This is a genomic window from Pseudomonas sp. Irchel s3b5, from assembly GCF_900187435.1.
In the GTDB taxonomy this organism is placed as follows: Bacteria; Pseudomonadota; Gammaproteobacteria; order Pseudomonadales; family Pseudomonadaceae; genus Aquipseudomonas.
Window position 1 is genome coordinate 375,905 of record NZ_FYDY01000001.1, and the last position, 18,778, is coordinate 394,682.

The 18,778-nt window shown below is 56.9% G+C and carries 17 protein-coding genes and 3 pseudogenes; 17 read left to right on the forward strand and 3 right to left on the reverse strand.

Annotation, left to right across the window (positions count from 1 at the left end):
• The first annotated feature begins 2 nt into the window (after window positions 1-2).
• Window positions 3-1,058, forward strand: coding sequence for an alpha/beta hydrolase (locus CKW15_RS01630; RefSeq protein WP_095151400.1), 1,056 nt, complete (start codon window positions 3-5; stop codon window positions 1,056-1,058).
• An 80-nt stretch (window positions 1,059-1,138) separates the two neighbouring features.
• On the forward strand, window positions 1,139-2,032 hold the full coding sequence (locus tag CKW15_RS01635) for a LysR family transcriptional regulator (protein ID WP_095151401.1): 894 nt from the start codon (window positions 1,139-1,141) through the stop codon (window positions 2,030-2,032).
• Between the two features lie 25 nt (window positions 2,033-2,057).
• Here the strand turns inward: CKW15_RS01635 and CKW15_RS01640 are convergent, their stop codons facing one another.
• Window positions 2,058-2,240, reverse strand: coding sequence for a hypothetical protein (locus tag CKW15_RS01640; protein ID WP_095056768.1), 183 nt, complete (start codon window positions 2,238-2,240; stop codon window positions 2,058-2,060).
• 101 nt (window positions 2,241-2,341) lie between these two features.
• On the opposite strand from CKW15_RS01640, the pseudogene CKW15_RS28615 reads away from it, so the two are divergent.
• From CKW15_RS28615 to CKW15_RS01680, 7 genes and pseudogenes are all read left to right on the forward strand, one after another.
• Window positions 2,342-2,465, forward strand: a pseudogene (locus CKW15_RS28615) (isochorismate-pyruvate lyase); the annotation flags it as partial.
• Window positions 2,466-3,355: 890 nt separating this feature from the next.
• A complete protein-coding gene (locus tag CKW15_RS01655; protein WP_095057766.1) occupies window positions 3,356-3,925 on the forward strand; it encodes a YSC84-related protein in 570 nt (189 codons plus the stop codon).
• Between the two features lie 250 nt (window positions 3,926-4,175).
• Window positions 4,176-4,790, forward strand: coding sequence for a LysE family translocator (locus tag CKW15_RS01660; RefSeq protein ID WP_095056769.1), 615 nt, complete (start codon window positions 4,176-4,178; stop codon window positions 4,788-4,790).
• Between the two features lie 205 nt (window positions 4,791-4,995).
• Window positions 4,996-5,271 (forward strand): metal/formaldehyde-sensitive transcriptional repressor, encoded by a 276-nt coding sequence (locus CKW15_RS01665; protein WP_095056773.1) that lies wholly within the window; start codon window positions 4,996-4,998, stop codon window positions 5,269-5,271.
• Window positions 5,272-5,291: 20 nt separating this feature from the next.
• On the forward strand, window positions 5,292-6,206 hold the full coding sequence (gene dmeF / locus CKW15_RS01670; RefSeq protein WP_095151402.1) for a CDF family Co(II)/Ni(II) efflux transporter DmeF: 915 nt from the start codon (window positions 5,292-5,294) through the stop codon (window positions 6,204-6,206).
• A 39-nt stretch (window positions 6,207-6,245) separates the two neighbouring features.
• Window positions 6,246-6,617, forward strand: coding sequence for a hypothetical protein (locus CKW15_RS01675; RefSeq protein ID WP_095056775.1), 372 nt, complete (start codon window positions 6,246-6,248; stop codon window positions 6,615-6,617).
• A gap of 2 nt (window positions 6,618-6,619) precedes the next feature.
• Window positions 6,620-6,802: pseudogene (locus CKW15_RS01680) on the forward strand (DUF1289 domain-containing protein).
• Between the two features lie 188 nt (window positions 6,803-6,990).
• Here CKW15_RS01680 and CKW15_RS01685 read toward each other — a convergent pair.
• Window positions 6,991-7,143: pseudogene (locus CKW15_RS01685) on the reverse strand (IS5/IS1182 family transposase); the annotation flags it as partial.
• 371 nt (window positions 7,144-7,514) lie between these two features.
• Here CKW15_RS01685 and CKW15_RS01690 point away from each other — a divergent pair.
• From CKW15_RS01690 to CKW15_RS01700, 3 genes are all read left to right on the forward strand, one after another.
• Window positions 7,515-11,456, forward strand: coding sequence for a response regulator (locus CKW15_RS01690; protein WP_095151403.1), 3,942 nt, complete (start codon window positions 7,515-7,517; stop codon window positions 11,454-11,456).
• Window positions 11,449-12,564, forward strand: coding sequence for an HD-GYP domain-containing protein (locus tag CKW15_RS01695; RefSeq protein ID WP_095151404.1), 1,116 nt, complete (start codon window positions 11,449-11,451; stop codon window positions 12,562-12,564). Before CKW15_RS01690 ends, CKW15_RS01695 begins: the two co-directional genes overlap by 8 nt.
• 79 nt (window positions 12,565-12,643) lie before the next feature.
• On the forward strand, window positions 12,644-13,321 hold the full coding sequence (locus CKW15_RS01700; protein ID WP_095056778.1) for a DUF3313 domain-containing protein: 678 nt from the start codon (window positions 12,644-12,646) through the stop codon (window positions 13,319-13,321).
• A gap of 249 nt (window positions 13,322-13,570) precedes the next feature.
• On the opposite strand, the gene CKW15_RS01705 is transcribed toward CKW15_RS01700, so the two are convergent.
• Window positions 13,571-14,401, reverse strand: coding sequence for an alpha/beta fold hydrolase (locus CKW15_RS01705; RefSeq protein ID WP_095056779.1), 831 nt, complete (start codon window positions 14,399-14,401; stop codon window positions 13,571-13,573).
• Window positions 14,402-14,618: 217 nt separating this feature from the next.
• Between CKW15_RS01705 and CKW15_RS01710 the strand changes: the two genes are divergently transcribed.
• From CKW15_RS01710 to pcaG, 5 genes are all read left to right on the forward strand, one after another.
• On the forward strand, window positions 14,619-15,050 hold the full coding sequence (locus CKW15_RS01710; RefSeq protein WP_095056780.1) for a MerR family transcriptional regulator: 432 nt from the start codon (window positions 14,619-14,621) through the stop codon (window positions 15,048-15,050).
• Window positions 15,051-15,462: 412 nt separating this feature from the next.
• Window positions 15,463-16,257 carry a lipopolysaccharide biosynthesis protein gene (locus CKW15_RS01715; protein WP_095056781.1) on the forward strand — a complete coding sequence of 265 codons (795 nt, stop codon included), beginning with the start codon at window positions 15,463-15,465 and terminating at the stop codon, window positions 16,255-16,257.
• Between the two features lie 105 nt (window positions 16,258-16,362).
• Window positions 16,363-17,292, forward strand: coding sequence for a pca operon transcription factor PcaQ (gene pcaQ, locus CKW15_RS01720; RefSeq protein WP_095151405.1), 930 nt, complete (start codon window positions 16,363-16,365; stop codon window positions 17,290-17,292).
• 126 nt (window positions 17,293-17,418) lie between these two features.
• Window positions 17,419-18,138: a protocatechuate 3,4-dioxygenase subunit beta gene (gene pcaH / locus CKW15_RS01725; RefSeq protein ID WP_095151406.1), complete on the forward strand. Its 720-nt coding sequence runs from the start codon at window positions 17,419-17,421 to the stop codon at window positions 18,136-18,138.
• Between the two features lie 12 nt (window positions 18,139-18,150).
• Window positions 18,151-18,753, forward strand: a complete 603-nt coding sequence (gene pcaG, locus CKW15_RS01730; protein WP_095151407.1) for a protocatechuate 3,4-dioxygenase subunit alpha — start codon at window positions 18,151-18,153, stop codon at window positions 18,751-18,753.
• Window positions 18,754-18,778: the final 25 nt, after the last annotated feature.

Consider the following 18,778-nt stretch of genomic DNA (forward strand, 5'->3'; position numbering starts at 1 on the left):
TTATGAGAAACACCCTTTTGAAAGCTTCGCTGATGGCCGCCATGGTTGGTATGTCTGCTGGCGAAGCCGGTGCCGCCGACTACAAGAAGAACCCGTTCACCCTGGCCTACGACGGCGCCATTGCCAGGAATGAACCCGGCAAGGTCAACATCCATCCGGTCACCTACAAGCTCAATGGCCTCGACATTGCGGCCAACGTTTACACCCCTGCCAACTACGATGCGAAGAAGGCTTATCCGACGGTGGTGGTGGCGCATCCGAACGGCGGCGTCAAAGAGCAAGTCGCCGGTTTGTATGCCCAGCGCCTGGCGGAACAAGGCTACATCACCATCACCGCCGATGCCGCGTATCAAGGCGCAAGTGGCGGACAACCGCGCAGTATCGACAAGCCGGGGTACCGCATCGAGGACATCCACGGCATGGCGGATTTCATCACTCAGTATGCCGGCGTCGACGGCAAGCGCCTGGGCCTGCTCGGTATCTGCGGTGGCGGTGGCTACTCGCTGGCCGCCGCGCAAACCGACAAGCGATTCAAGTCGGTGGCGACTGTGAGCATGTTCAACTCCGGCCGGGTGCGTCGCAATGGCTACAACGACTCGCAACTGGACACCCTCGCGCCACGCCTGCAACAAGCTTCCGCTGCCCGCGCCCAGGAAGCGGCCGGCGGTGAAGTGCTGTATTCGGGTGATGCCAATCTCACTGACGAGCAGATCGCCAAGCTGCCGTTCGAGCTGTATCGCCAGGGTTATGAGTACTACTGGAAAACCCATGCCCACCCAAACTCGACGTTCAAATACACCACGAGCAGCCTGCTGGATCTGATGCGCTTCGACGCGACCAACCAAATCGAACTGATCAATCAGCCGTTACTGATGATCGCCGGCAGCAAGGCCGACAGCTTGTACATGACCCAGGATGCATTCCCCAAAGCCACCGGCACGAAAGACAAAGAGTTGTTCATCATCGACGGCGCCACGCACATCGAAACCTACTGGGTGCCCAAGTATGTGGAAGCTGCATTCGGCAAGTTGACGCCGTTCTTCGCAAGAACCTTGTGACGGGCTCGTTGGGGTCGCGCATCCATGCGGAACCTGATTACATGGAATAATCCCGCGCTCCGCATGAGAGGTTCTCATCAATGTCCCGCGCCAACCTCAACGACCTGCAAGCCTTTGTGGTCATCACCCGCGAAGGCAGCTTCACTCGCGCCGCCGCACAACTGGGCGTCTCGCAGTCCGCGCTGAGCCACACCATGCGCGCGCTCGAAACCAGGCTTGGCGTTCGCCTGCTCACCCGAACCACCCGCAGCGTTTCCCCTACGGAGGCTGGGCAACGGCTGTTTCTTTCGATGGCGCCGCGGTTCGAAGAAATTGAACTGGAGTTGGCGGCGGTCAGCGAGTTTCGCGACACCCCGGCAGGCAACGTGCGGATTTCAGCTTCCGAACATGCGGCGAACAACATCCTTTGGCCCAAGCTGTTGAAGGTCCTGCCCGACTACCCGGACATCAAGGTGGAAATCACCGTCGACTACGCCCTCTCCGACATCGTCGCGCAACGCTACGACGCCGGCGTGCGCCTGGGCGATCAGGTGGCCAAAGACATGATCGCCGTCCCGATCGGCCCCCCGTTGCGCATCGCGGTAGTGGGGTCGCCCGAATACTTCAAACAGCGGCCAATTCCAAAAGAGCCAAGGGATCTGGCCGCCCAGAACTGCATCAATCTGCGGCTGCCCACCCACGGGAGCCTGATGCAATGGGATTTTGAAAAGGAGGGTCACGAACTCAAGGCCCGTGTCGAAGGACAATGGACGTTCAACAGCAGCGTGCCGATCCTGCGCGCTGCCGTCGCGGGATGCGGCTTGGGTTTCCTGCCAGAAGATATGGTCGCGAAGGAACTTGCGGACGGAAGCCTTGTGCGGGTACTCGAAGATTGGTGCCAACCGTTTGCCGGTTACCACCTTTACTACCCCAATCGCCGTGAGCATTCTTCAGCGTTCGGCGTCGTGGTGGATGCGCTGCGTTACAAGCGCTGAACCGTCCATCGCTGAAAATGACTCGTTACTTTGTCTCGTCCTTGGGGGTGCAGACGGTGTGGATATGGAACTGCACCCCGTCGAGTGATGCCTTGACCTGATCGGCTGCGTGCTGACAGGCCTCCTTGTTCTGATACTCGGCATGGTCGAGCGCCGGCGCTGGCAATGGGCTGTTTGTGCCAAGAATGATCCAGAGAATGTAGTTCATGTTGCCTCGGATGCTGCGGGTAGATGAAGGAGTCTAGCCGTGGATTGATGACCGCGACACCGGGCATTTTTGAGTCTGTAGTCGATACCCGTCATGCAGGGACGTGGGCCGAGGCTGAGGGCCTGAGCCCGGATGCGATCGAGAAAATGTACAGCGGCCTGGTGAACCACGCCATTACAGAAGAGTTGAAACACTGCGGCCCATCAACCCGACACCTGTCGCTAGTGTCAGGACTATCCGCCATGGATCGATCGCAGCCCTTCGCGACAGGCAACAATCGGCCAAAAGCAGACCATGGCCACGCTGCTAATGCGCCAGTAATGAGCGCAAAAGTCATGTCGCTTTTCCTCCTCACCTCATGACGCATTTCTAGCTTGACTTCCAGCCCAACCAAGGAGTTACGCATGGACAAGGAACGCTATCAGACATAATCGGCGGAAAACATTACGCCAGATGCATCGTCTACTGATAGTTGGGAAGCCAACCAGCTAGCATAGGTTTGAGGCATACCCAAGTCCGGTCAGTGCAATCATCGGCAACCAAACGCCGCGAAGGGAGCAAAGCCTATGTACTCTTCAACGTTCATCTTTGCCAAAAAGCAGTTTGATGAAGCCTTCTACCGACTCGATCAGGAAATAGCTGCAATCGCAAAATCGATCCCTGGTTAGAATCCACAAACTGGTCTCTTCTCCAATGTTTACTACTGGAGTTCTCTCGAAGCACTTCAGATATTGGTTGAGCATCCCCGTCACCTTGAGGCAAAGGCTGCTCAGGAAAATTGGCTTGCCGGTTATCAAGTCATCATCTCTGAGGTCATCAAAACCTATGGTGACTCCGCTCTTGGCGAGAAATGGCCAATCGCAACAGCTACTTGATCATTCCATCGAGCGGCCGCTATGGGTCGATTTCTGCCCATCGTGACAGGCAAAAAACGGCCAGAAGTTGACTGTCGATTTCGTCTGAGGCACATGCATGTGCATGTGCATGTGCATAGCATTTGACCAACGGCTTATTAGGATTAAAGTCTAAGGGAAAGATCGACCCCGTCAGTCTTTGATCCGCAACGGCTAGCGCCACGCAGTTTCCTCAATGGCAAGTGAAACGGAGTATTGCTCATGACCAAATACCTTCGAATGATGGCAATGATTTCAATACTCGCGATCACGGCGGGCTGCCAAATGGGTCAATCAAGTTCCGCCTCAGATGTGAAGGCTGCTAACGCGCAAATGAACCGCGACGCGAACGCGGCGTTACAGAGTTTGTATGCCAAAACGCCGCAAGCGCGAGACCTCGCGCGGCGAGCCAAGGGTATCCTCGTTTTCCCTGATGTGCTGAAAGCGGGCCTCATCGCCGGCGCACAGCATGGCGAAGGCGAATTGATTGAGAACGGAAAAGTCACGGGATACTACGCGACCACAGCAGCCTCATACGGCCTTCAGGCGGGCGTGCAGCGGTTTGGATACGTGATGTTCTTCATGACCTATTCAGCGATGAACGATCTGAAAAATGTTAATGGATTCGAGGTCGGCGTGGGCCCAAGCATCGTGGTCGTGGATTCAGGCATCGCCAAGTCGTTGACCACTTCAACGGCTCATTCCGATGTCTATGCGTTCATCTTTGATCAAAAGGGCTTAATGGCCGGGCTGGGATTGCAGGGTTCAAAGATTACCAGGCTCAATCGCTGACGCCGTCTGCATGTCGCTTACACAGAATTCAGTTGTGTTGTATCGACCTGCTGAATTCACAATCCCTGGCTGCCCTTAGCGGAGGTCAGCTATGGGTCGATTTCGGCTCGTCGTGACAGGCAGAAAACGGCCAGACTCGGTCGCTCGACAGCCGTACTCTCATCGTCGAGAATGAGCCGGGCACTCAGCGCCCGATGGCGATCAGCAATACTAAGGGATGGTTCCGTCCACAGGACTCGCGAGGAAGCACATGATCGATGGTTCCGCCGTTTTGACAGTTTTTTTGGTCTACTTGGCCGGTGTCGTTATCCCTGGGCCAAATTTCGTCGCAGTGATCCATAAAGCGGTGGCTGCTACACGGTCAGAAGCTCTGGCCTTGGTAGCGGGTATCGTACTGGTCAACTTGTTCTGGTCCACCTGTGCAATTGCAGGTCTCGGGATTGTATTTGCTGCGCTCCCTTGGGCTGCACTTGCTGTAAAGGTTCTAGGGGCCGCCTACCTCATGTGGTTCGGATTCCGACTGTTGATCAATGCGGGGAAGAATGCGCTTGGGCCGCTAAATGATGCCGTCGCCGGTAGTTGCAGGCAGTCTTTTATTCAGGGGGTGATTACCAACATTGGCAACCCCAAGTCCATGGCCTTCTATGCCGCTGTTTTTTCAGCCGCTGCCCCCGCCCATGTTTCATTAGGCACGTTTTCGTCGATGCTGGCAGTTGTAGTGGTGGTTTCAATGACCTGGTATGGAATGGTCGCAATCGCTCTATCGCAGCCTAAGATTGCTTCCACGTATCAAGGTCGGAAAAAAGCAATCGATCGACTGTGCGGTGGTTTGATTTTGTCTCTGGGGATCCGCCAGCTGGTTTAGAACTTGTTCTGTGAGACACGAGCTGCCCTTATGGACAGGCAGAAACCGGCCAGAAACGGCCCCTCCAAATTCTCTCGCTCTGCGCTCGAAATTGAAGTATCTCCTTCCCGCAAGGGCGCGCAGATAATCCCTCCGTCCGCCGAACCTTGCATAGGTATAGGGGGTATGCCTATCATGCGCAATGTATAGGTAGGGGGGGTATCCCATGGGTCATATTGCAGCAAACAAAGACGATCTTCTCAAGCGCGTAAAACGCATCGCCGGACAAATCCAAGCCGTTGAGCGGGCATTGGAGTCGGACCTCGATTGCGCCAAAACACTGCACCTTGTTGCCGCTACTCGCGGAGCCATCAATGGCTTGATGGAGGAAATCATCGAGGAACACGCGCGGGAGCATGTCGCGAACCCTGCTCTCAGCGAAGAGGAGCGTAACCAAGGCGTCGAGGAACTTCTTGAAGCCATTCGCCGTTACTCCAAGTGAACGCATCCAGGAACACGCTCATGAAGAGCACGAACATCAACTACACACACGACCATGTGTTCCTTGGCTCAGCGCACGACGAAAATGCCAAGCGTACGCTTTGGGTTGTGGCACTGACCGTTGTGATGATGGTTGGCGAGATCACCGCTGGCTATATCACAGGCTCGATGGCGTTACTGGCTGATGGCTTTCACATGGCAACTCATGCTGGCGCATTGGGCATCGCGGCGGCGGCTTATGGATACGCAAAACGCCACGCTTCCAGCCAGCGCTACAGTTTCGGTACCGGAAAGGTTGGAGACTTGGGCGGATTCGCCTCGGCGCTGATTCTCGGTATGGTCTCCCTGGGAATTGGCGTTGAGTCTGTCATACGCCTCTTGCAGCCAACGGAAGTTCAGTTCGGCACCGCTACGCTCATCGCGATTGCCGGTTTGATCGTCAACATTGTCAGTGCCCTGCTGCTGGGCCATGGGCACACTCATGGACACGATCACGATCACGGCCATGCCCATCACGGGAACGACAACAACCTGAAATCGGCCTACGTCCACGTCATTGCAGACGCGCTGACTTCCGTTCTGGCCATTGCTGCACTGCTCGCCGGCCGGTATCTCGGCTGGGTGTGGCTGGACCCGGTCATGGGCATTGTCGGCGCCATTGTTATTGCGCGCTGGGCATGGACCTTGATGGGGACCACCGCAGGAGTACTGCTGGATCAGACAGACGCACACGTTGCCGAGGAAATCCGCGAACTGGTTGAGAAACCGGGGGATGCCACTATCACGGACTTGCACGTCTGGCGGGTTGGACCGCAAGCCCATGCGGCCATCGTCAGCGTCCTTGGTGAGGCCACTGCGAACGCCGATAGCATTCGTGAACGTCTCAAGCCAGTTCACGAAGTCAGTCATCTGACGGTCGAGTTTCGACCTCTCTGATTCAGCACTTGCCCACCATTGTCTCCAAAGGAACCCGTAATGCCTCCAGGGAAACGTGAACTGGCACGAATCGAACGTCGGTTGATAACCACGCTCACCGAAGCGTGCGAAACAGCAAAAGGTGAAATCAAAGGCTTTGCGTGGCTCACCCACATCGCAAACCTGAACGCGTTGGCTGAAACCCTGAAGGTAATCTGGGTATTCGAGACCCTGGCTGACAGAAAGAACGCCCTGGTTGACGCTAAGGCGCGCATCTTCGAGTTGACGTCCATCGCGTTGAATGACGCCAACATCGACCTGATCCCTTCAGACCACAGTGTCCGATTCGACTCTGAGGAGGAGTGTCTGCGAACTCACGGAGGCGACTGGAAAATCCGCCTGACTCAATCACGTGCGGCCAAAGGTGGCTGACAATGGCTAAAGAAATCGAGAATCCCTGCATCTCAGTTTGCCAGCTCAGTGGTGATTTGTGTGTGAGCTGCGGGCGAAGCAAGGAAGACATCAGAAAGTAGAAACGCATGAAGCGGCCTGAAAAAATGGCCGCGGTGCAAAGGGCGAATGTGCGCTTGAAAGGGCTGAAGAAAGCACAGGGATAGTCACTTGTTCTGGATGACCGCTTTGGGTCGATGCTGTTGAAAAAGTCGGATTTTCAGCTCACCTGAACTCAGGCACGGCCACCAGCGGAGAACCTACTCACCACATTGAGTGGTTTTTCAGTCCTTCGTTGACCTTTACTGCTTTGTTATTGGGTTAATTTGAGGTTTTTTGCTTGGTGCAGGCGCACCTATCCCGTGACTGGTGCCCCTTGAGAGGTAAGTTTGGCCAGCCGTCGCAGGTTCTGTACCGCGGCAGCCAACGTGAACTCATCGGTCGCGCCACTCATGCCACGTAGTCGCAAGCGATCCAGTTTCAGGATGCGCTTGAGGTGGGCAAATAACTTTGGAAAAGGTCGAGTGGTTGGGGACTTCATCTTAAAACAGTCGCTCCTGCCCACTTGATAACTGTCCCATCATGCTCTGTGATCCCCCGCCGGCCAATGAAGCAATTTTGCCGCAGGTCAGACAGGGGAGCTACTTTTTCAACAGAATCGCCCCATAGCGGACATTGGCGAAACTTAGGTGTACGAGTACTGAGTAAGCGTCCGGAAACTCACTTTCCGAACGGTGAGTAGCCGTTTGAAAGTCGCTAGCTGGCCCAGTTTTTGTTGCTGGCGCTTGCTGTAGCGTATGCCTACACTCCAAAAGCCTATCATTCCAGTGCAGGGCGGCGGACAAGCTCGTGCAAGGGCGCTCACAAGGATATGTCGAGTTGGATCGTGAGCAATTACCTACCAGCAGGTGCATATTGAAAACAAATCCGCGCTGGGGAGCGTTGCTTGCGCTGGGAGGCTTGTTGGGGCTGGGCATGCCCTGCGTGGAAGCACGTACGCTGTCCCAGATTCAGGAAAGCGGCGTCCTACGCATATGCGTGGCTGGCTCAAGCGCTTCCTTCTACCGGACTAATGCGGAGGCGTTCGCGCAGTCACTCGGTTTACGCCCACAGGTAACGGAACTGCCGAGTTTCGATGCGCAGTTTCACGACGATCGGGGCGAGACCGTACGCGGGGAAAGCTACGACCCGAAGCTACTCGCCGACGGCCGCTGTGATCTTTATCCAAATGACTTGCATATCATCCCTTGGCGCGAAACGAAGATGTTGCTCGTGCCCTACTACCGGGTACGCAACCTGGTCATCGTCCATCGCTCCAACCAGCCCCTGGGCAACGAGGTGTCTGATTTGCTCGGTCTGTCGGCGGCAGTGCAGAAGGGCACGGACTACGAGCAGTGGATCGATGAAGCCAACCGCGGTCCTCTCTCCAGTCAGCCGGTCAAAATGGTCTATGCGCCAACCGAACAGGCGGTGAAACTGGTCGCCGATGCGAAGGTGGATTTCACGGTATTGGGTAGCGAAAGCGCGCTGCGCTGGGCTCGTGAAGATCCCGAACGTCTCTCCATTGCGTTTCCGGTCAGCGAAGCGACCAGCGTTGGGTGGGGTGTTGCGCGCAACGCCCCGGATCTCGCGCGAGCGCTGGAGCGTTTCTTCCAGTCCAGCAATCGCATTGATTCGCCGCTCGATGCGAGCTGGCGGCGGTACTATCGCGTATCGCTCATGGAATACCGGCTGTTCGAGGATTCCTTCAACGAGGACAGCCTCGATATCAAAACCGTAATGAGCTGGGCGATCCCGAGCTTGGTCGCGGTCCTGCTGTTGCTTGGCGCCATGCTGGCCTGGAACCGACGCCTCAACCGGGAAGTGGACGAGCGCAAGCGCGTTGCCGCAGAGCTGGCCGAGCGCGAAGCTTTCACCCGCGCGCTCATGGATACCAGCCCCGCCAGCCTGGTGCTGGCAGATCGGAACGGGGCCGTCAGGGAAGTAAGCCAACGCTTTTCACAGGCGACCGGTTATGTCAGCGAGGACCTGCTCGGGCGCAACGCCACGAGCCTGTATGTCGATCCTGAGGAGCGCGAACGCTTCCTCGAACTGCTGACACGAAACGGCAAGGTCGAACACTTCGAGACCCGCCTGTTGCACAAAAATGGATCAATTCTCTGGGTTCTGGTCGGTGCATCATTCGTCACAATCCACGGTGAGACCCTGGTCGCCAGCTGGGTGCGCGATGTCACGGATCATCATGCGGCAGCAGTGGCGCTTAGCGAAGAACGCGCGCGGCTGCAGGCAATCCTCGATACGAGTCCAATCAACATAGCCTTTTCTACCCAGGGCGTGATCCGCTTCGCCAACCCCCGCTTCTGTGAAACGTTCGGCGTAGGCGTCGGTGACGCTGCTTCGCAGATTTACGCGAATGGGCATGATCGCGAAGCCATCGTCGAACGACTCACGGACGACGGCATCGCAAAGGGCCAGGAAGTACCGATGCGTGACCGGCAGGGGCGCGAACGCACCATGCTTGTCACCTACCTGCCAATCCAGATCCAGGGGGAGCAAGGGCTGCTCGGCTGGCTGCAGGATATCACCGAGCGCAAGGCAGCAGAGCACGCGCAGCAGCGGGCGAAGGAGATTGCTGAAGAGGCGACGCGGGCAAAAAGCGACTTCCTTGCAAACATGAGTCACGAAATCCGCACGCCCATGAATGCGATCATCGGCATGTCCTACCTTGCGCTGAAGACTTCGCTGGACCAGCGGCAGCGCGATTATGTCTCGAAGATCCATAAGGCGGGCACTTCGCTGCTTGGCATCATCAACGACATCCTCGACTTCTCCAAGATCGAGGCCGGCAAGCTGAGCGTCGAGGCAGTACCGTTTGAGATCGATGCGGTGCTCGACAACGTGTCCTCGCTGATTGCGCAAAAGGCCTACGACAAGGGCATTGAGCTGCTGTTCGACCGGGCGTCGGACGTTCCCAAGACGCTGCTTGGAGATCCGCTGCGCCTGGGCCAGGTCATCCTGAACCTGGTAGGCAACGCAGTGAAATTCACCGAGCATGGGCAGGTGACAGTCGTGGTTCGCAACCTGGGCCGCACCGGCGGCAAAGTTCAGCTGCAGGTTCGTGTCCGCGATACCGGTATCGGCATGACTCCCGAGCAAACCGGGCGACTCTTTGAGGCCTTTGCCCAAGCCGATAGCTCTACCACGCGACAATTCGGCGGTACCGGCCTGGGCCTTGCCATCTCGAAGCGCATCGTCGAGCTGATGGGCGGAACGATCGCGGTGGACTCCGAACCGGGCAACGGCAGCACGTTCTCTTTCAGCGTCTGGCTTGGTCTTGACCAGCATATGCGTACGCAGCACCAGATTGTCCCTGCGGAGCTCGCCGGAGCGCGCGTCCTGGTCGTCGATGACAATGCCGACGCGCGCCAGATCCTTTCCGACATGCTTCGCGTAGCGGGGCTTTCGCCGGTCGCGGTGGCGTCAGGCGAGGCTGCTTTGGAGAGCCTTCGCGGTGCTGCGGCCGACGACCCGTTCCGGGTGCTATTGGTGGATTGGCAAATGCCAGAGATGGATGGCATCGAGACGACGCGCCGGGCTCTTGGCCTGCAGCCTGCACTGTACGCCGTCATGGTCAGTGCATTTGGGCATGACGAAATGCACGCCGCTGCGCAAGCGGCCGGCATTCGCGCGTTCCTGGTCAAGCCGGTCAACCAGTCCTCGCTGGTAGAGGTACTGGTCAACTTATTCGCGCCGCAAACGGGCGTGGTGGCGCTAACCGTACCCATTGCGCAGGCGCAGGTGCTCGCCGGAGTGCGCCTGCTCGTCGCGGAGGACAACGAAATCAACCAACAGATTGCCAGGGAGCTTCTCGAGGCTGCCGGTGCCCTGGTGGAAGTTGCCGGCAACGGCTGCGAGGCGCTGTCAATGTTGGCTGCAGCGCAATACGACGCGGTGCTGATGGACGTACAGATGCCGCAGATGGATGGTCTCGAGACGACCCGGCGTATTCGCGTCGAGCCTCACTGCGCACAGATCCCGGTGATTGCTATGACCGCACATGCCAGGGTCGAGGACCGGGAGCGCTGCATCGAGGCGGGCATGGTCGACCATGTGACCAAGCCCGTGGATCCGCAAGCACTCATCGCCACGGTTCTGCGCTGGGTCGTACCTCGGTCGGCGGCAGTGGAGCCGTCCAGCGCCGCATCGGGCGAGGAGCGCCTACCGGACATTCCAGGGCTAGATAGCGCCGACGGACTGAGGCGAGTGGCGGGCAATCGCCAGCTATACATCAAGCTGCTGGGTCAATTTGCCGACCGCTGGGCTTTGGCAGGGCAAGCGCTGGGGAACGCGCTGCGCGCGGGTGATCGGGCGACGGCCGAGCGAATGGCCCATACCGTGAAAGGCGTTGCAGGCAACCTCGGCTTCAGCGGCCTGCAAGTCATGGCCGGTAAGCTGGAAACCGCGATCAGGGCGCACGCTGAGTCGGACGCATTGGTGAATGAATTGATCGAAGCGCTCTCGCTGGCTGTGCATGCGATTCGCCAAGCGCTGGGTAGCGGCCAGGCAGCACCGGCAGTGGTATCGAGCGTCGACTGGGCACAGCATGCCATAGCGCTCATGCACCTGCTGGAGGCCAATGACGGAGCAGCGCCGGATTATCTGGAGCAGTATGCGGATTCGTTGCGCGGAGCACTCGGCCAGGACAGTTTCGAGCAGTTGCTGAATGAGGTGGACAACTTTGACTTCGAGGCCGCACGGCTAACACTCAAACGTGCATCGACGGCCCGCGATACCCCGTGCTGGAGGGAGCATCATGAGTGAAACGCTAAACTACTCACTTAGCCCGATCATCCTCATTGTCGATGATACGCCGGAGAACATTAAGCTGATCAATGGCCTGCTGAAGGACATCTACCGCACGCGGGTGGCCATCAGCGGTGAGCGCGCGCTGAAGGCAGCGGTGCAGGAGCCTCGCCCGGATCTGATTCTGCTCGACATCATGATGCCTGATCTGTCGGGGTATGAGGTGGCAGAGCAGCTCAAGCGCGATCCGCGCACCGCTGATATCCCGATCATCTTCATCACCGCCATGGCGACAATGGAAGACGAGATCCTGGGTTTGCAGATGGGCGCCGTGGACTACATCACCAAGCCGATCAACCCACCCATCGTGCTGGCTCGGGTGGAAACCCAATTGAAGATCAAGGCGGCCGCCGACTTTTTGCGTGATCAGAAGGCTTACCTTGAGCAGGAAGTCCAGCGCCGCACCGCCGAGCTCACCGCCATCCAGGATGTGACCATTCAGGCCATGACCTCGCTGGCCGAAACCCGCGACAATGAGACGGGTAACCACATTCGACGAACTCAGCACTACGTCAGACTACTGGCCGAGATGCTTCGCGAACATCCGAGGTTCCAGCATTTTCTCAATGACGAGAGCATCCGCCTGCTGTTCAAGTCGGCTCCGCTGCATGACATCGGCAAGATCGGCATACCCGATGACATACTGCTCAAGCCGGGGCGCCTCACGCCGGAAGAGTTCGAGACGATGAAGACCCATACGGTACTGGGACGCGATGCCATCCGGCATGCCGAAGAGCAGTTGGGCATCTCGGTGCGATTTCTGTGCCTTGCCAAGGAGATCGCCTACAGCCACCACGAGAAGTGGGATGGTACCGGTTATCCCGACGGGCTGAGTGCCGATGACATCCCCATCAGCGCCAGGCTCATGGCGGTGGCGGATGTCTATGACGCGCTGATTAGCCGACGCGTATACAAGAAGGGCATGTCACACGATCAGGCGCTGGAGATAATCCGCCAGGGATGTGCTACGCATTTCGACCCAGAAATCTGCGAGGTTTTCCTGGCCAACCATGAGCAATTCCAGGCTATCGCGGTGCGTTTTGCTGATCGCGGTCAGGATGGTTAATCAACGCGTCGCCGTGAAATCAATGCCCAGGGCTTCACCGACAACAACGGAACACGACTTTTTCGTGGAGTGCCTCCCTATGACCTTGGCCCGCAAACTGTTTATTGGCGTCGCACTGGCCGGCCTGCTACTCGGCGGTTGCACCTCCCAAGTAACCGAACGCGAGCAGTACTCGGGCTTCCTGTCCAACTACGACAACCTGCAGGAAGTGACCACCACCACGGGCGAGAAGGCCATGCGCTGGGTGAGCCCGTCGTGGAACCCGAATGCCTATGACACCATAGCGTTCCGAACGCTGGAGTTTTATCCCGCGCCCAAACCCAACGAGCAGGTCAATCAGCAGACGCTGGCCGAGTTGCAGGACTTCATGTCGAGGAAGGCCAAGCTCGTGCTGGGCCAGAAGTACCAGAGGGTGTCTAACGCGGCCGCTGCACCGGCCGGATCACGCACTCTGATCCTGCGTGCGGCCATCACTGGCGTCAGCGCTTCGAACGAAGGCATGAAGTGGTATGAAGTGATGCCGATTGCGGCGGTTGTCGGCGCGACACAAGCCGCCACCGGATACCGGGACCAAGACACTAATCTGTTCATCGAAGCCGAGTTCATTGACGCGAAAACCCATCAGACAATCGCCAAAGTGGTGCGTAAGGTATTCGGCACGCAGCTGAAAAACGAGAGTCAGCGAATCACCACCAAGGACTTTAAAGACGCTATCGAAAATCTGAATACCGACCTCTGGACGTTCATTCACCGTTGACCATTACCTGGCTTCCACCGGATTACAAGGGTGACGTGCCTGCGGTCAACATGGAAAACGTCGGCGCCAAGTACCCGGCCACCTTCGTCGATGCCAAGGGTGAGTTCCTCTCGGGCAGCAATGCCTACGCAAACCTGGAGATTTGCAAAAGCAGTAAACATGAATGCCTCGGAGATATGAGCGTAGGAGCGCTCATATCTCCGAGTAAGTGGCTTGAAGTCATTAGGCGCGGTTTTTACCCACCGTTACCTAACCTCGTACGAAAGCGAGCAAATCGGCGTTGATCGTATCGGCGTTCGTCGTAGGCATTCCGTGTGGGTAGCCCGAGTAGATTTTCAGCGTGCTGTTTTGCAACAGTTTGGCTGACAAGAGTCCAGAATTTTCATAAGGCACGATCTGATCATCATCACCATGCATCACCAGCACGGGGATCGTGATGCTTTTCAGGTCTTCGGTAAAATCGGTCTGAGAAAAGGCCACGATCCCATCATAATGTGCCTTTGCGCTGCCCATCATGCCTTGTCGCCACCAGTTCAAGATGATGCCCGCTGACGGTTTGGCACCAGGGCGGTTATACCCGTAGAAAGGTCCGGTCGGGATATCGTGGTAGAACTGCGCGCGGCTGGCCTTCAGCTGTGCCTGCAAGTCATCGAAAACCGATTTTGGCAGCCCGCCGGGGTTGTTGTCGGTCTTCACCATCAACGGCGGTACGGCGCTGATGATGGCGGCCTTCGACACTCGGTCTTCGCCGTGGCGAGCAATGTAGTGGATGACTTCCCCACCGCCGGTGGAGTGTCCTACATGGACAGCACCTCGTACGCCAAGATGGTCGACTACGGCCGCAACGTCATCGGCATAGTGATCCATGTCGTGCCCGTCCCAGACCTGACTGGATCGCCCGTGGCCGCGTCGGTCATGTGCAACGACCCGGTAGCCGTTGGCCAGAAAAAAGAGCATCTGCGCATCCCAGTCGTCCGCACTGAGTGGCCAACCGTGATGAAAGAAGATCACTCGGGCATCGCGCGGCCCCCAGTCTTTGTAAAAGATCTCAACACCGTCCTGCGTAGTGACATACCCCATGTTCGCATCTCCTGTATGAAATGGAGGCCATGATCAGAGTCGTGTTCTGATCGTGTCCCTTATTGAACAAAGTGCAGCCCACCCAACAGGCGGTCAGAGGAGCCGATCCTGGTCTGGCTCACTTGCCCCTGAGTTCCATTAAATCTGCGCCGCTTGGCCGCCAGATCACTTAAGGTTTAAAGTCAGCTTTAAGGTCAATGGCTTTTTTGGGTGGAATATGAGAATAGGCGAACTGGCGAAAATCAGCGGATTGGCGCCTTCACGCATCCGTTTCTACGAAGCGAGCGGCCTGATCATATCTGTCGAACGCAAAGCCAACGGCTATCGGGACTATGCACCTGACACGGAGCGGGTTCTGGGAATCATTACCGGCGCACAGGCTGCGGGGTTTTCATTGGAAGAAATCCGCCAATTACTGCCGATGAATGCGAACGGTTGCCAGCATGACGCGTTGCTCAGTGGGCTCAGGCGCAAGGTTGAGGAAATCGAGATCCTGCAGCAGCGGCTGGCCCTGAATAAAGCGCAACTGCTACTGGTCATCGAGGGCGTCGAGAGCAAGCCCGAAGGCATGGGTTGTGCGGACAATACGCAGATGCTGTTGCAACGTCTGCGCGAAGAAGGTGTGGCGGCAGTTTCAGGCAAGCCGTGATGTGCGTCTTCCAAGTGAAGGTAACCATGTCCGGAGTACATCCGATCGAGAAGCGGTTGTGAAGCAAAGTACCGCTTAGAATGTTTCTACTCCTTTGTCGGTCGCCGAAAGTGCAAATATATATAAGCTCGCCTGGTTTGCGTCAGCGAGCAGCTGGTAAGCCGTGTGAAGGTGCCCGCCTTTCTATTTATAGAGCGATTGTGTATTGGAATATGGGGAATGCTTATAGATTGGAAAGACGGGATGCTTACCATTCGCGGCAGCAGCGACAAGCTGAGGTGTAGAGCTTGCCGTGATGAGCCGGGGGCTTGCGAAGATGTGCAGAAAAAACCAGTCTTGTCTGATAGACACGCGCAAGTTGCTGAGGCACATTGGGCAAGGATATCTATTTAGTTAGAAATATGAGGGACTTGTGAAATCGCATAGCATTTTGAATTGCAACTGGCAATATTCAGCAAGTGATTTTGCAGACTGCCGAAACATTGCCAAGGGCGCTGTTTTCATTATTGCGTCGGGGAGTTCCGCGAAGGACTTTCCTATTGAGCGATTTGCAGACATTCCGATGATTACCATGAATGGCGCAATCTCGATGTTTGCTAAAACAGATATCAGGCCATTTTTTTACGCGTGCACTGACTTAGGTTTCCCCCGTCAGCAACCAGAATTATTTACCGTGGCGCTGAAGCTCAGCCAGCATGTTGCTCTGTGGAAAGATCAGCTGGACGCATTGCCCGTAGTACCGGCCGGAAGAGTCTTTCCACTGAAAAAGGTGAGGGATCCATCCTTGCTGGAGGCACTGGTAACACGCGAAAAGGGCCTGATACGCAACCGTGCATTTTGGGGCAAGCGATCTAGGTCACTGGGGTTCAGCAAGGATCTATCACTCGGGTTTTTCGATGCCCGCACCGTAGCCTACCTGGCCTTGCAGATTGCTTATCATGTCGGTTTCACCAAAGTGTTCCTTGTAGGTGTCGACCTGAACCAATCTGTGGGTCGCTTCTATGAAACCGGCAAGGTCGCTGTATCGCCCTGCGGGTTGGATCAGCACTTCCCTCGAAGAATTCTGCCTTCATTGCAGCTAATGGCCAACAAAGTGATGGGCGATCAGTTCGCCGTTTACAATCTTTCCCCCACGTCACGAATTCCGAAGTCAGTGATTCCGAAAATTGGCCTTGATGACGTTGAGGCTCTGCTCAGGCATACATAATGTGTCTTTAAATGCAGCACGTGACCAACGCAGCACGGTACAACTGACCGAATTTTTCGCTTCAACAATAATAAATGCGCAGTTCCACCCAGGCAGAGCGCCCGATTGAACATCGATACCCGAATCAAGTTCCGTCATCTGGTGTGTTTTCTCGAAGTGGCGCGCCAGGGCAGCCTGGCCCGTGCTTGCGATAAGTTGGCCATCAGCCAGCCCGCGCTTTCCAAAACGCTGAAAGAACTGGAATCCCTGCTGCAAGCCTCTCTGTTTGAACGCAGTAAAAAGGGCTCGACACTGACCGAGGCCGGGGTGGCCTTTTTGCGGTATGCGGGCCCGAGCGTGCAATCGCTGCGTGAAGGGGTCAACAGTTTGCGCTCCGGGGTACATGAACCCATTACCGTGCAGCTTGGTGCGCTGTCCACGGTCGAAAGCCTGTTGGTACCTGAAGTGGTCGCCCGACTACACGAGCGGCATCCCGCGCTGGTGGTCAGTGTGGTGACCGGGCCCAGTGCCTACTTGCTGTCCCGACTGCGGGTCGGTGAACTGGATCTGGTGGTCGGCAGAATGACCGATAGCCCATTGATTTTCGGGCTGGCGTTCGAACACCTCTACAGCGAATCCATGACCCTGGTGGTCCGTAGCGGCCATCCATTACTCGCCGATCCAATGGGGCATAAAAATCTCGAAGACTACCCGCTGGTATTGCCGTCGGCAGGGACGACGATCCGCAAGTTCGCCGACAGCCTGTTTGTGCAGCACGGGATAACGCCATCCCGACAACGCCTGGAAACCCTTTCGGTGGCCCTGAGCCGACGCTATGTGCAATGCAGTCAGGCCGTCTGGGTTGCGCCATTTGACGCCGTCAGGCAGGACTTGAGGCAAGGCGATTTGGTGGAGCTGGACCTTGGGATGCGTGAACCTGGCGGTTCCGTGGGGCTCTGCACAAATCCGGTGTTGCCCGTGACACCCGCAGCCCAGTGGTGCGTGGAAGCGTTGCGCGAGGTCGGTGAAGAATACCGGGAGGGCAAACATCCATAACCATATGGATATGCATCAAGTCGGTTTTTTCATTTTTTGGTTGGGTCGCACAAGCGGAAACTGGGTGTCACGTCGCTGCCAAGGCAGTGCCCGCCTCCGTCCAACCATAACAACAGGAAAAACGACATGTCTGATGCGCACGACAGCCGCTTCGTCATTCGTGACCGTAATTGGCATCCAAAAGCCCTGACACCGGACTACAAGACTTCCATCCTGCGATCCCCACGCCAGGCACTGGTGAGCATCCCCCAGTCTTTATCCGAGACCAGCGGCCCGGACTTCTCCCATCTGAAGATGGGTCAGCACGATAACGATCTGCTGTTGAATTTCAATCACGGTGGCCTGCCCATTGGCGAACGCATCATCGTCGCCGGCCGTGTGTGTGATCAGTATGGCAAGCCGATCCCCCATACCTTGGTGGAGATGTGGCAGGCCAATGCCGGTGGTCGTTACCGGCACAAAAAAGACAGTTACCTGGCGCCCCTCGATCCGAATTTCGGCGGCGTCGGCCGTGCCTTGACCGACCGCGATGGCAACTACAGTTTCCGCACCGTCAAACCCGGCCCTTACCCATGGCGCAATGGTCCCAACGACTGGCGGCCGGCGCATATCCATGTCTCCATCAGTGGTCCGTCCATTGCCACGCGCCTGATTACCCAGCTGTATTTCGAAGGCGATCCTCTGATCCCCATGTGCCCGATCGTCAAGTCGATCGCCAATCAGGAAGCGGTGCAAAGCCTGATCGCCAAACTTGATATGAGCATGGCCAATCCTATGGATTGCCTGGCTTATCGCTTTGATATCGTTCTGCGCGGCCAGCGCAAGACCCACTTCGAAAACCGCTGAGGAGGCCTGCACATGCCCGTTCAACTTCTGCCCGAGACGCCGTCGCAAACCGCAGGCCCCTATGTCCATATCGGACTGGCACTGGAAGCAGCCGGAAACCCGCCGCGCGATCAGGAAATCTGGAACCTGATGGCAAAACCTGGCGCGCCAGGTGAGCACATTCTATTGATGGGTCACGTTTATGACGGTAACGGCCACTTGATTCGTGACGCATTTCTGGAGTTCTGGCAGGCCAATCATGACGGCCTCTACGACAACGGTTTCGACCTCGAAAACCCCTTCAACTGCTTTGGCCGCACCGCCACGACCGATGTCGGTGAATGGACGATCAACACCGTGAAACCGGGCGTAGTGAAAAATGCCTCGGGTGTTCCCATGGCCGCGCACATCAACGTGGCGCTGTTTGCTCGGGGCATCAACATTCACTTGCAGACCCGACTGTATTTCGACGACGAACCCGAGGCGAATGCGGTAGATCCCGTGTTGAACCTGATCGAACAACCCCATCGGCGCGAATCCCTGGTAGCCAGGCGCTGCACGGTTGACGGGAAGCTGGCCTACCGTTTCGATATTCATGTTCAAGGCGAATCGGAAACCGTGTTCTTCGACTTCTAACCACACTGAGCAGGTGTTGAGACGC